Source organism: Vibrio sp. A1-b2 (assembly GCF_021726015.1).
GTDB lineage: Bacteria > Pseudomonadota > Gammaproteobacteria > Enterobacterales > Vibrionaceae > Vibrio > Vibrio diazotrophicus.
This window is the reverse complement of record NZ_JAKKCI010000016.1, coordinates 21,555-35,415: the sequence shown is the minus strand read 5'-3', so window position 1 is coordinate 35,415 and position 13,861 is coordinate 21,555. Positions and strand designations below refer to the sequence as shown.

Genomic DNA, 13,861 nt, shown 5'->3' with positions numbered 1-13,861 from the left:
GGGACTAAGGATTAAACTATGACGACTGTACGTGTTAATGAAAAAAAACTCCGTGAGCTAACCCTTAATAAGCTAACTTTAGCCGGGCTTGATCATCGTACTGCACACGAAGTGACTGATGTGTTGGTGCACGCAGATAAAACGGGTGTTCACTCTCACGGTGTTATGCGCGTTGAGCACTACTGTACTCGACTCGCTGCTGGAGGTTTGAACAAAGAAGCAAAATTCAAAATTGATCAAATCTCGCCATCGGTTGCTATACTCGATTCTGATGATGGTATGGGCCACTCTGCTCTTATCGCAGCAACTGAACATGGCATTGAAATGGCTTCGGAGACAGGCCTTGGGTTTGTCAGTGTAAAAAACACCTCCCATTGTGGCGCGCTATCTTACTTTATGGAGCAAGCAACGTCACAAGGTATGATTGCGATTGCCATGACGCAAACAGATACCTGTGTGGCTCCACATGGGGGAGCTGAACGTTTCTTAGGTACCAACCCAATTGCTTTTGGTTTCCCAGTAGAAGGCTCTCATCCGATGATCGTTGATATGGCAACTAGCGCGACCGCTTTTGGTAAGCTACTGCATGCGAAAGAGACCGGACAAGAAATAGGTAGGGGACTTGCGATTGATAAAGACGGCAATGAAACCACCAATCCACATGAAGTAGAAAACCTACTACCGTTTGGCGGTCATAAAGGTTCAGGTATTGCACTCGCGATTGATGCTCTTACGGGCGTGCTAATGGGAGCTAACTTTGGTAATCATATCATTAGAATGTACGGTGATTACGACAAAATGCGTAAGTTAGCCAGCTTAGTAATAGTTATCGATCCAACTCGTCTAGGCACCCCTCTTTTCGCTGCAACAATGGCGGCCATGATGCACGAGCTACGCGATGTTCGTCCTGTCCCAGGAGTTGATAAAGTGAGGGCGCCAAATGATCCTCAGGTTGAGTACAAGGCGCAGTGTGAAAAGCAAGGTATACCGGTTGCCGATGGTGTCTATCAATACCTTATCAGCTAAGTAAGCTGTTAGAGTTAATTTCAACTTTTTCGCTAACTCTGCATTGTTGATTAATGTTTGGCTGCTAGTTCGTCGATAGTCACGGGCTGCAGCCCTTTTTATATCTAAGCCTTCTACTATTGCCTCTAATCTAGTTCACACAAGGCAGTAGTTAGTTTTAAATGCGTGAAACTTTCAAGGACAACATATGAAACGGTTATCTTTTAAAACAACAATCTTTACTGTCATACTTACGTTGCTGATTACTTCGATTGCTGTATCTTTCTTTAGTTCAAGATATTTTATCCGGAGCGAATTCGTAGATTCAGACACTAGAGCCATACAAACACAAGTATCTCTAATAACTCAACAACTCGAAAATCAATTGTCTGGGTATATACAATTGGCTGAAAGTATCCCTGTCAACTTATCGAATGTAGCACAAGTTCTCGACTCATCAGGTTTTCACCGGATAACTAAGGTGCTATATGGTTCGGTGTTCAGCCCCGATCCATCTGTTTCTTTTGTGCCGAACACTCCTCCCACTTTTTTAGAATTGAATGAAAAACAAGAAAGAAGGTACCGTGACATTGCAACCCTAGCAGGATCTAGCGAGTATATTGGTTCAATCGAGTATGTGGATAATTTTCCTATCATCGCCCTTGCCCACCCTTCAATAGACAGCAGTGGCGGCATTGATATCTTTGAGATAAATCTTCAGCCTACGCTCGATAATTTAGCCAAACTTCATCGAGAAGGCAGTTTCATCGAGCTATTCGATGATAAGAATCAACCCCTGTTTTCCAACAAAACTTCATCTAACACTACCGCGACCGCTTTACCCATCCATTTCAACAATCAGCAATGGCAAATCATTGGCCACATAGATAACGACTACATTGAATCGCACACCTCTGCACTGAATCATAAGATACTAATAACGACCTTGATTGCTGCAAGTTTGTTAGTCATTATCGGAATGACCATCATTCACTTTGCTTACAAACCTATTGTTGAACTACGTTTTTTGGTCGGAGAGCTAGCTAATGGAAAAGGTGACTTAACGCAACGACTTTCAGTAAACAGTGAGGATGATTTAGGTCAAATCGCATATAGCATTAACAAATTCATCAGCCAACTCAACGACATGTTGCGTGAAGTACATAGGTTAAGCACAAACTCCACCAAGGAGATTAACCAATTGCATGTTCAAACCCTTTCAAATAAAGAGATGGCGCAAAAGCATAATCAAGAAATGGAGCGTGCTGCAACTGCTGTAACCGAGATGAGTGCTACTGCAGAGCAAGTGTCACAAAGTGCCTCTCATTCTGCTCAACTGATTCAACAGGCAATTTCACACGCAGAGCAAAGTGATGACGTCGTAATAACAGCTGTAGCAACGGTTGATGCCCTCAATAAAGAGTTTGAAGTCATGTCGAGCTCAATTAACTCTATGGTTTCTAATGTCGAAAACATCCATTCTGTGTTGAGCGTTATTGGTGGAATTGCAGAACAAACGAACTTGCTTGCCCTTAATGCTGCCATTGAAGCAGCACGCGCAGGTGAACAAGGGCGTGGCTTTGCCGTCGTGGCCGACGAGGTAAGAGCATTAGCGGCTCGCACTCAGGACAGTACAAGCCAGATCAAAGAAATGCTGCATTCTCTGCATAAAAGCAGTGCGACCGTTGTCAGTGCACTAAACGAAACGCAGCAACGTTGTGGTGAAACCTCCACATCGACAACCCAGATCACATACTCTCTAAAACAGGTTGTCAGTGCAATTAATGCAATCGGTGAAACAAGTGCTCAAATCGCCCAAGCAGCAGCTGAGCAAACTAAAGTCAGTATTGAAATAGATAGCAATATGACCTCGATGAATCAGATGGTTCACACACTAGAGCAAAACACACAGCATGCCACAGACAACATGGAACAGCTTTCTGCCACGAATCAATCCTTAACGACTTTGGTTTCTCGATTTAAGTTGAGCTAGTTTCTACTTTCTACTGCAGCACAATCATGTGCTGCAGTATTCATTTTCATTCCAAAACAACGCCAATATACTTAACCTTTAGAAAAGCTGGACAGCCTTAGCCCTTGTAGCTCCTCGTGAAGGTGTTACGACTCATTTCAATTGAATTCAGTGTCAAAAAATCTCCGCCATCGGAGCGGAGATTTTGTCGAAAGAGAAAGCTAACTTACTAGACCAGTAGTGTATGTGGTATTTTCACTATCGCCTTGTTCACATCTCTTGGCATACCAAGTGCGCATAGGGGTCGATGAACTTGGTTGGGGTAAAATACTGCAAAATCCCCCTTACCTAAACTTACAAACTGCTCATTTTCAACCTTCGATAGAAATGCCACATCGTTTTCTAATGCTGTCAACTCGAGACTTTCTTTAGGCAGTATATTTGAGTATCCCAACTTCTCTTCGCCTGACTTGAGGATTTGAACATCAATATAGTCTTTATGATATTCAGCCTTTCTAACTTCGGTTAATTCAGTTTTAGCTTTAACTAACACAACAAACGAACCAGAGTAAGATAGCTCGTATTTTCCATCTTGCTTACTCTCATCATGGGCTATTGCCCACGCTTCTTGAATCAGTGCTTTCATCGTTGGGTGGATATAAGCAACCAACTCCAACTTTTCAACATTTCCAAATAACACAATATTTATCCTTTCAGGTTAATGAGTCACTAAACTGTCAATAGATCAGACTCGTTTTCAACTTTCACAGACTTCTTGGAACTCAAAGTCACCATTGCGATGAGTGTTGCTACCGCTGCAAATAGGCCAAAATAAATGTAACTCCAAGCGAAACCTTGGCTGTCATACAGCATACCCATTACAGGTGCTGCCATTGCAGTCGTTATGTTGTTCACTGTTTGGAAACCGAACAAAACACCGATTTTAGAACCGCCGATGCCAACTGTGTCATTAAGCCAAACTGAAGAGAGTGATCCTGAACTCAGTGACCAAAAGAAATTGTAGAAAAAATACATTAAGCAAACTTTGCTCATCGCAATGCGATTAGAGTCAGTTTTCATGCTTACTCACCACTTACACTTAAAAAAATTAATTGGTCGACCAAAAACCAACATAATGTAGTGCATACTACCTTATGGTTAACCAATTTAAAGTGATTGAGGCGACAGAATTCTGAGGTTTTGTTTGTATTTATGTGAAGCAGGTATCACAAACGAACAAAAATTCGCTTGATATTAGGTTAATAAAATATGGGTTTCACTCACGCAAAACCCATATCAAATGATGATTTAGACTAGATTTCCAAGTCCATCGCAAAGAAGTAATCGTCAAGATCAGCTTCAATATTGTCTGAATTAGCAATCTTCAACAGCTCTTGCTTACTGTTTTCGAGATGATTCCAAACAGCTTGTTTTGCACTTTCTGGATCACGTTTTTGCAACGCCATAAAAATATTTTTATGGTCCTGTAGCCACGTAGCCTTTAACTCTTTCTCATGCAGATACTTATCGTTCAAAGCTTTCCAGAGAGGGTTTTGTGTGCGAACACTACGCCACATCTCGCTAGCCTGATTAATAAGAACGCGGTTCTGAGTAGACTCTGAAATCAAGGTATGGAATTGACGATCGAGCTCTTCAAAGCGCTCACTATCTCCGTCCAGTTCTTGTTCTTGCTCTTTGAGTACTCGTTTAAGCTCTCTTAACTCATTGATTTTTATCTGGGTTGCAGCAAAACTAGCTATATTGCTTTCTATAATTTGACGAGCTTGAAGCAGCTCGAATGGACCAACATCATTATGAGGAATTATTGTGCGTGATGTGATTTTTTCGGGTGAATCAATAAAGTAAATACCAGCACCTTGACGTACAACGACCAACCCCTTTAGCTCAAGCATAATAATCGCTTCGCGAATGGTGGCTCGACTGGTTTCGAATCGCTCGCTCAGTTCACGCTCCGATGGCAGCCTTTCCCCTGCCTTAAAAACGCCGGAATAAAGTAGTTCCTCGATTTGTAAACCGATATCAAAGTAACGGCGTTTTGTCGTTTGTTTCATAGCTCTATACCCCTCCCTATTTCTTTGACTTTTCGGTCTAATAGGAGCCGTTTATTCATCTATAGGTATCATTGTATCAGTGTACCAATTGTGCGCAAAGTAGAATGGGTCGCATTTATGAAAACTAATTATTGTAGTACAAGAAACTCGTGGAACTAACATCGCGATTCCACCGATATAATCCGAACCCAAGATATACCTATGTAGGGACATATTGTGGGATTTCGATCAACAATTGGCACTACCAATACGAAAATTGGTTAACAATGCAACTTTATATCTCTAAAATATACCAAGTTTGTTTTAATTAAGAGTAACAACAATGACACCAACCATTAATGATGTTGTGAAACACTCAAAGCATGATAGCTCCGTCGCTCTGTTTGATTTCTCCCCCGAACAACTACCCAAGGTTTTCCGTTTTAACAATATTGATGCATCAATGACGTCAAAGGCAAAGCTCAAAATCAAGTGCCATAGTGCTAATAACATGTATACGTCTGCATTTCTCGAGCCATCTCCTGGAGAAAAGTGGGACTGGAGCCAAATGCCCGAGTTTTGCTTTGCTTTTGATATCCACAATCTACGCCCCCGCTCAACGCAGGTTTTTATCAATATTTTTGACTCTAAAGGACAAATGCATAGTCGCAGCATTAATGTCGCAGGAGATTCCGATACTAGTTACTTAGTCGAGCTTAAAGGCGAGTGTTTAAAAGGCAACACCAACTACTATTCGGGCTTTCGTTCTAACCCTGCTCCTTGGGATAGTCCATTTGTTTATGCCACTTGGATGTGGGGACGAATGAACATCGACCTATCTGATATTGTACAAATCGAGCTTAGTATTCACGGCACACTTATCGACCATGAGCTTGAACTGTCCAATTTCCGTCTCATGCTCAGCCCGGAGATAAACCCGAATTACCTTTCCAACATCATTGACTGCTACGGTCAAAACGCAGGTTTTGAATACCCAGAGAAAGTCCACAACGACCAAGAACTGACAGATTTTACTGAGCGTGAACTTCAAGTGCTTAAAGAAGGTGCGATGCCAGATCGCTCTCGCTTTGGCGGATATAAAGAAGGTAAACGTTACGAAGCGACTGGTTTTTATCGCACAGAGAAAATCGATGGAAAATGGTCTTTAGTTGATCCCGAGGGTTACCCATATTTCGCGACAGGGATTGATATCATACGCCTTGCGAACTCCTACACCCAAACTGGCATAGATTACGACCATAGTAAAGTCGAACAGCGCTCCCCAGATGACTTGACGCCTGAGGATTCGATTGAGAAGTTCGAAGTATCAATGGAAGCCAAGCAAACTGCATTTGTTGGTAGCGACGTTCGCCGTAGCTGCTTCCAATGGTTGCCTGACTACGAAGAAAAGTTGGGAGAGCACTACGCATATATGCGTGAGAACTTTGAAGGCGCCCTCGATCAAGGCGAAACCTTCAGTTTCTATGCCGCCAACTTACAACGTAAATATGGCAAAGAATACATGGACAAGTGGCGAGAAGTCACCATAGATCGCATGCTCAACTGGGGTTTCACCTCGTTAGGTAACTGGACTGCTCCTGAATTTTACTCCAATGAAAAGATACCATTCTTCGCAAATGGATGGATCATTGGTGATTTTAAGACAGTTAGTAGCGGTGACGACTTCTGGTCTCCTCTTCCAGACCCGTTCGATCCACTCTTTAAAGAACGTGCAGAGGTTACCATTAAGCAAGTTCGCGAAGAGATAAAAGATACACCTTGGTGTGTTGGTATCTTTATCGACAACGAAAAAAGTTGGGGTCGTATGGGCACCATCGAAGGTCAGTACGGTATAGCAATCCATACCCTAAGCCGTGACGCGAGCGAATGTCCCACAAAAGCTGAGTTTATAAATATTTTGTGTGATAAGTATGGTGATATTGACTCACTCAACGCTCGCTGGGGTACGGATATCGCTTCATGGAATGCTTTAAGTCAGGGTGTCAAAGGTTTAGCTAACAACGAAGCGCAGCTTGAAGACTATGGAACCTTATTGGAGGCGTATGCATCTCAGTACTTCAAGATCGTTCGTGAAGCGCTAAAAAAAGAGCTGCCAAACCATCTTTACTTAGGGTGCCGTTTCGCTGACTGGGGTATGACTCCGGATGTAGTGCGCGCTGCGGCTAAATACTGTGATGTCATTAGCTATAACTATTACAAAGAGGGCCTGCACCCTCAAGCATGGAGCTTCTTATCTGAAGTGGACATGCCTAGCATTATCGGGGAGTTCCATATTGGCTCAACAGATACTGGCTTGTATCACCCGGGGCTAGTTTCCGCAAGCAATCAAAATGAGCGTAGTGAAATGTATGAAACGTATATGCACTCTGTCATCGACAACCCATACTTTGTTGGTGCACACTGGTTCCAATACATCGACTCACCAATTACTGGTCGTTCTTACGACGGCGAAAACTACAACGTTGGGTTTGTCTCGGTTGCAGATACTCCGTACGCACCTATGGTGGAAGCTGCAAAACGTCTGCATAGCTCAATGTATAAGCGCCGCTACAGATAGTTAGAGCATATATCTTATCCCAGCTATTCCATTTAAAGCCTCCACGTTTTTGGAGGCTTTTGCTTCTTTGTAAAATGGAAAAGAAGAATCTGGGATCAATAGTTCGTTATATATTGCCACAAATAAAAAGGATGGTCTGCCTAAACAAACCATCCCTGAATAGAATCAGCTTGTGCTGACTTCAGTAGAGTTTAACTAGCAAGCAAGACAAGTTTTGGCCATTGATACACTAGTTCAACGAACCAAAGCGACGATTATAAAGATTTCGGTTAATCTCCTTCGCCGACTCGACCAAAGGCTCGTATGGTGTGTCCGTTACGGTTACAAATCCGACATTGTAGTTCTCACCATCCCATGCGCGACCTGTTACTGGTGAGTCCATGTATTGGAACCAGTGTGCACCAACAAAGTATGGGTTGTCGATAACACTTTCCATGTACTTCGCATAAGCCTTTGCGCGACCTTTCTGGTCATCACTACTGATAATACCAGGGTGGAACAAACCTGAGTCGGTTGAACCAAAGTGGAACTCACCTATAATACTTGGTTTGTCTAACTCTGGAAGACGACTCCAATCCCCTTTTGCATTTAAGTCAGTGGCATACAAGTTGTAGCTCATCACATCAACATAGCGCGCTGCTGCAGTTGCGGCTTCAGGTGTTATTCCCCAATCAGAGAAACGGACACCCATGTAAAGGTGATTAGGTAGCACTTTCTCCATCTCTTCACTGACCACCGCAAAAAACTTATCAGCAAATGCATCCAGTAGAAGTGACAGATCCACTTTGACAGCATCAGTATATTCTCCCTGATAGTTGAAACCTTTACCAAATTCATTCCAAGAGCTAACTTCCGTGCCCCAAGCTTGGTTGAACTTCTCAACCGAACCGTACTTATCTTTTAGTAACGCATCAAAAGCTGCTTTAGTTGAACTAGATTCAGCACTTTCACGCAAACCAGAAACCGCTAAAGCGTAATGGTTCGTGTCATTGACGGTATTACCCCAACTAAGCTCGTTATCAACGAAGTAACCAATACACCAAGGGTCGTTATCTACCTCTTCACCCAAGGCTTTAGCCATAGTCGCTACCGATACGCGGAATTGAGGGTCAAACGGGTCGTGCATCGCCCACCAATAGTCATTGCCAGTGCTCACTCTTTGGTGATCACCCGTAATCCAACCATGAGCCGTATAAGGCACCTTGCCATTCTTGCGATACATTGGGTCTGTCCAATTACCTAATGACGTAAAGCCCCAATCTTGCATACGTGCTAGGGTGACATCTTTCCAGATATCAATCGCCTCCTTGGCGGTATCCGTATCGTATTTACGCTGCAAGTTAGCAGAGTAAAAACTAAAGAGTTCGCCGTGTTTAAGCGGCCCAGTGTGTACCATTTGAGTGTAACTGTAGTTATCTGCCAACGGATCATTGAAGTCAGGCAACCAATCAAACATGCCACGACGCAATGGTGAAGCTTCGACACGCTCACGTTTGTCATCCACATAGCGTTCTGTTGCAACCTGACTTGGACGCATACCCTTAGTATCTGCTTCAACAGCGTCAACAAAATCTATCCCCGTTACCGTATAGGTATCATCCATACGAATATTGTCTACACCAGTAGCAAAATACAGGTAGCCCTCTGGGTCAACCAATGCCCATTTACCATCCACTTTTTCAGTGCGGAAGTAACCTGTTGCTTCCAATTTCGGACCCTTCGCCCAACCGCCGTATTTTGAACGATCACCCATTAACGCTACTTTTTTTACTAGCACTTTGTCGCTTTTGCCCTGTTCTTTTAGTTGCACTATATCAGTGACTTTCTCTGGCCATGACTCTTCTTGATACTGACCAAACTCATCAAGAAGGTTTACATAACGCGTTGTATCTGTGCTCAGATTTGGAATAAGTGATAAGTTATCAATCACCAAAGTTGCTTCTTGTTGAGGATTCATCATGTAGAGCTGAATACTGACAATATTTGATAGGTCAAGCTGAGCTTCACCCCACCCAAAGATAACTTGACTTGCAGAGTAAGATTTTTTAGGTGGCTCACCACGCATTCCGGATTCAAGACCTTCAGCTAAATCTTTAAAAGTGAAATAGTATTTATCTTCGGAATTGGCTGGAATCTGCACGTAACCGGTACGACTATTCACAGCACCTGTTGCTGTACCGCCCAGCTTTTCATCTAGCGCATCATCAACACGCACAAACAATTGCATACCTGAGTCACCGATGTTTTGTGCGTCAAACGCCAGCGCAACATCACCATACTTTGACCAATCCCATGCCTCACCATTTTTGCCCGCGGAGAACTTGATGGTTGGATAGTCTTCCTCAGTTGTGTAGTGGACTCTAATACCAGAGCCTGTCGATGTTTCGACTATATCAACTTCCGACCCATTATGTCGTTCAACGATTTGATCAAAACCTTGTTCAAAATCAGTGACTGTTAGCAGTGTCGGGATTTGAGCCTCAATCACCTGCCCTTGACGGGCTTCCGACACTACAAAGTCACCAGTACGTTCAATAAAATCGATACCATGAACCACCACTGTTTGCTCAGCGATAGGTCCTACAGAGTAGAACTGAAACTCTGCGATATTACGAAGATCCAATTCACTTCCGCCTCGGTAACCTTCAATGTTCATTTCCGCGCCATTAAACAGGAAATCAACTGTCGTTGTTTTACCGGCAGCGAGATAAATTGGTAAATCCAGTTGATGAGTTGCAGCCCCCATGATGCCTAAATTGTCAGCCACTTTCATTTCTATACGAACTTCTTTATCGCCTGGGTTTTCAAGTGTCAGTTGTAAGCCACCTTTGGTATTCCAGTCATAAGAGCCTGACTCTGGACGGAACTTCATGTTGGGCCATTTAGAGTTGGCTTCAGATTCTGATATTGCATCAAATACAATCTCTAGATTCTCACCAGCAACTTGGTATGAAGTATGTGTATTTGCTGTTTTCGATAGAAACCCTTCATCTGTCATGACAACGGGTTGCACCGCGCTACTCATATCTTGTGGAGTCGCTTCATTAATCGATGCTTCTGATGTTTTGGTTGCTGCTAAGCTTGCCGTAGCTAGAGTACTGGCAATGATAGCGGCCGCGATAGTATTTTTGTTGAAACGCACTGAGATTCTCCTTTCTTTCACGAACCATTGGATGACCAATATATCCAATACTACATACCAATGGATATAACTGGAGTGATCTAAGATCGATTATTGGTCAACTTATAAACCAATTACTTGAATTGTGCGCTGGGCAACAAAAAAAGCCGTGACACTATCATCACGGCTTTTTTAAATTATTTCATACAGTTAGGACTACGATGCGTACTTCCTACGGAACCAACCCGCAATTACCATTAAAATGACAAAGCCCCCACCAGTAGAACCACCAGTGCGTAGTTGAGGCTCATCTGGTTCAGCCGGCACTACCGAGTCTATGCCTTCAATGGTCTCCAAGCCATTTAGCTGACCTGACGTAATACCAATATTCTTACCATTATAAAGTACTCCTAAATTCCTTGTTGAAAGCTGTTTACTATCACGTTATCACCTTTCAATGCTGAACAATCATCGCCATAAAGCTCACAGTTAACAATACGTGCTGCGTCTGTAAGGTGGCTGTATGGGGTATCTGTCACGTTCACAAAGCCGACATTGTAGTTTTCACCGTCCCACGCTCTACCTGTAATCGGTGAATCAAGGTATTGAAACCAATGAGCGCCGACAAAGTTATCGTTATCTAGCACCGATTCCATGTACGTAGTGTACTTATCTCCGCGATCTTGCTGCGAATTAGCCGAGACGATTCCAGTTGCAAAGTTACCACTATCTAGAACACCAAAATGGAACTCGCCAATGATCGCTGGGAAATCTAGAGATTCAATTTGCTCTAAAACGTCTGACTGCCAGTGTTGCGATGTGATGCTGTCTTTGTAAATGTTGAAACTTACGACATCTGCATGACCTTTCGCGGCATCAACTGTTTCTGGCGTGCGACCCCAATCTGCAAACCAAGCACCTAAATATAGGTTATTTGGAATCTCAGCTTTGACGGCTTGATTAACAACCTCAAAGTATTTGTTTGCAAATTGCCAGTTCAACGACTTCAAATCACCGAGCATGCTGGCAGCATACACAAAGTTCTGTGCTCCGTTTAAATCAGACCAAGATTCCAGCGATGTTCCCCAAGCGCTATTGAACGACGCGATTGTTTTCGATTCACCGAAACCATTTTCAAGGAACCAAACAAAGGCGTTTTTAACAGGGCTAGTGCTTCCATCTGAATTCATTGCCGCTAGAGTTTGCGCATAACACTCTGCATCATCCCCATTGAGACAGTTGCCCCAGCTAATTTCGTTATCAACAAAAATTCCCATCAATGTGGCTTCATGCCCTGTGACGACTTGCTTGATTTTCTCCGCCATTTTCTCAGCAGATAATGCAAAGTTTGGATAAAATGGATCAGCTATCGGTCCGCAATATCCAAAACCGATACGGTTAATTGGGTTTTCTGATGTCTCATGGTGAAGTACCCAGCCATTTGCCACATAAGACATATTTGCTGCGGCCGCCTTCGGATAAAACGCGGAGTCCGTCCAATTACCTAAAGAAGTAAAGCCCCAATCCTGCATTCGCTTGATTGTCATATTCTGCCATGCTTCCTCACCGCCGTGGCGAGTATCGATGTTGTTGGCATAGAAGCTTACGCCTTCACCTTTTTCAACTGGACCACTGTGGACAGGTCCCATCTCTTTGCGATGATTCGCAGGAATCTCGGTAAACATAGATTTACGGACATCTGAAGGGGTTGTGCTCGACTCTCCAGTAAAAATGTAAGTGTCCGTCATTCGTATGTTTGCCAAGCCTGTCGAAATGAAAGCATGACCATCAGGATCGACCAGGTACCACTTGCCATCCGCAGTTTTACACGCATTAAATGACGCGGGAGATGACAGTTTACAGTCTTGGTCGGCTACTATATTACTACCAGACGGTGCTCCGCCGTATTGGTTTCGATTAAGTAGTCTGCCTAACAGCTGTGTTTCACGCTCACCCAGCCCCTCCAAATCTTCACTTCCCTCTAACTTAGCGTAGAAGTCGTATTGATTGTTTTGGCCAAGTACATCCACTAGCTCTTCGTAAGCAGATACGTTATTTAGATCTTTGATCACACGGGCATTATCAAAGATAAACTGCTGCTCAGTTGTGCCTGCAGCCAAGTCAGGAACGAAGAATGTCACAGCCTGAATTGCTGCTAGATTTAACTCCTGCCAATCTCCCCTTCCCGCGCTCAAAGCTTTCGCTGGTAGTTCGCGCATACCCAGTGTGTTTACAATATCACTAATTGCTGGCGTATCTTTAACGCTTACATAAACGGTCTGTGTGCTATTTGCTGGGATGTACTTGCCACGAACAGTTCCCGAAGCGTCATTACCGCTGTTATCTTCTACTCGAGAGGATAAGAACAGTTCCGCATTTGTTGGATTGGTTACGTCAACCGCAATTGCTAGATGTTCACCTAGTGTGGACAGATCCCAATTCCCGTGCAGTTTCACCGAGCTCCAGCTATTATTGAAAGTTGTTTTCAGTGCTGTGTTACCAATACTGCCCCCTTCATCAATTAGCACTATGTCAGCGCCTGAAGCTTCGATGGCGTCGGTAATTTCATCAAACGTTTCAAGCTGTAGCAGTGTTTTGACTGGCGCTGATGAGATGCGGCCACTCGCTTCGTCAGGGTCTGTTAGCGGTGGGGGTGGTTCCGCAGAACCATCGGAGACGCGAATATTATCAATGTAAACGGTTGTGTTAGGTGGCTCAGCAGCAAAGAAGTTGATTTCCATGACCATTGCTTTGTTGTATGAAGCACCAATTGAGCCATATTGTGTAGAGTCTAACGACATCACAACATTTTCAAGTACCGTATTAGCCGGAACATTAAAGTACTCGGACAAAGCATTAGCATCATCCCAAACGTAGTTGGTAAGGATCTTTACGCCATAATTGATCTCTTCGTTGGTGTTATTAACAACATCAAATACGATCTCCTTCTGCTCCGACCAATTCCAACTATTCGGTGCGTATATTTTTACGCCACCTTGGTAACTCGCACCCATATTGGCTTGCATCGATTTCTCGCCATCAGTTTGAACATCAGACGTAATGACATGCGTAGAGCTACCAAAATGGCCATACCCCTCTGGCAGGGTAGATAATTGAACTCCCCTTCTCATAAG

8 protein-coding genes are annotated in these 13,861 nt (G+C 43.5%); 3 read left to right on the top strand and 5 right to left on the bottom strand.

Annotated features, from left to right (window positions below; all coding sequences use genetic code 11):
* Positions 1-18: 18 nt before the first annotated feature.
* Together L3V23_RS20425 and L3V23_RS20420 are read left to right on the top strand one after the other, a co-directional pair.
* The gene (locus tag L3V23_RS20425; protein WP_237292887.1) at positions 19-1,026 is read left to right on the top strand and encodes an Ldh family oxidoreductase; all 1,008 of its coding nucleotides are present in this window, start codon (positions 19-21) and stop codon (positions 1,024-1,026) included.
* A 382-nt stretch (positions 1,027-1,408) separates the two neighbouring features.
* Complete coding sequence (locus L3V23_RS20420) at positions 1,409-2,998, top strand: methyl-accepting chemotaxis protein (protein WP_237292885.1); 1,590 nt, start codon at positions 1,409-1,411, stop codon at positions 2,996-2,998.
* A gap of 208 nt (positions 2,999-3,206) precedes the next feature.
* Here the strand turns inward: L3V23_RS20420 and L3V23_RS20415 are convergent, their stop codons facing one another.
* The 3 genes from L3V23_RS20415 to L3V23_RS20405 all read right to left on the bottom strand — a co-directional run bounded on the left by L3V23_RS20415 (position 3,207) and on the right by L3V23_RS20405 (position 5,049).
* Complete coding sequence (locus tag L3V23_RS20415) at positions 3,207-3,677, bottom strand: YhcH/YjgK/YiaL family protein (protein ID WP_237292883.1); 471 nt, start codon at positions 3,675-3,677, stop codon at positions 3,207-3,209.
* Between the two features lie 29 nt (positions 3,678-3,706).
* Complete coding sequence (locus tag L3V23_RS20410) at positions 3,707-4,057, bottom strand: MFS transporter (RefSeq protein ID WP_237292881.1); 351 nt, start codon at positions 4,055-4,057, stop codon at positions 3,707-3,709.
* A 233-nt stretch (positions 4,058-4,290) separates the two neighbouring features.
* Positions 4,291-5,049 (bottom strand): FCD domain-containing protein, encoded by a 759-nt coding sequence (locus L3V23_RS20405; RefSeq protein ID WP_237292879.1) that lies wholly within the window; start codon positions 5,047-5,049, stop codon positions 4,291-4,293.
* Positions 5,050-5,371: 322 nt separating this feature from the next.
* Between L3V23_RS20405 and L3V23_RS20400 the strand changes: the two genes are divergently transcribed.
* On the top strand, positions 5,372-7,606 hold the full coding sequence (locus L3V23_RS20400) for a beta-galactosidase (protein WP_237292877.1): 2,235 nt from the start codon (positions 5,372-5,374) through the stop codon (positions 7,604-7,606).
* Positions 7,607-7,835: 229 nt separating this feature from the next.
* Here the strand turns inward: L3V23_RS20400 and L3V23_RS20395 are convergent, their stop codons facing one another.
* Together L3V23_RS20395 and L3V23_RS20390 are read right to left on the bottom strand one after the other, a co-directional pair.
* Positions 7,836-10,748 (bottom strand): beta-galactosidase, encoded by a 2,913-nt coding sequence (locus L3V23_RS20395; RefSeq protein WP_237292875.1) that lies wholly within the window; start codon positions 10,746-10,748, stop codon positions 7,836-7,838.
* 389 nt (positions 10,749-11,137) lie between these two features.
* Complete coding sequence (locus L3V23_RS20390) at positions 11,138-13,858, bottom strand: beta-agarase (protein ID WP_237292873.1); 2,721 nt, start codon at positions 13,856-13,858, stop codon at positions 11,138-11,140.
* Between the last annotated feature and the right edge of the window lie 3 nt (positions 13,859-13,861).

What these genes read in the sequence shown, in the direction of transcription:
- L3V23_RS20410 (WP_237292881.1), bottom strand. Translation starts at nt 4,057, where the DNA reads ATGAAAACTGACTCTAATCGCATTGCGATGAGCAAAGTTTGCTTAATG.
- L3V23_RS20400 (WP_237292877.1), top strand. Translation starts at nt 5,372, where the DNA reads ATGACACCAACCATTAATGATGTTGTGAAACACTCAAAGCATGATAGC.
- L3V23_RS20425 (WP_237292887.1), top strand. Translation starts at nt 19, where the DNA reads ATGACGACTGTACGTGTTAATGAAAAAAAACTCCGTGAGCTAACCCTT.
- L3V23_RS20405 (WP_237292879.1), bottom strand. Translation starts at nt 5,049, where the DNA reads ATGAAACAAACGACAAAACGCCGTTACTTTGATATCGGTTTACAAATC.
- L3V23_RS20390 (WP_237292873.1), bottom strand. Translation starts at nt 13,858, where the DNA reads ATGAGAAGGGGAGTTCAATTATCTACCCTGCCAGAGGGGTATGGCCAT.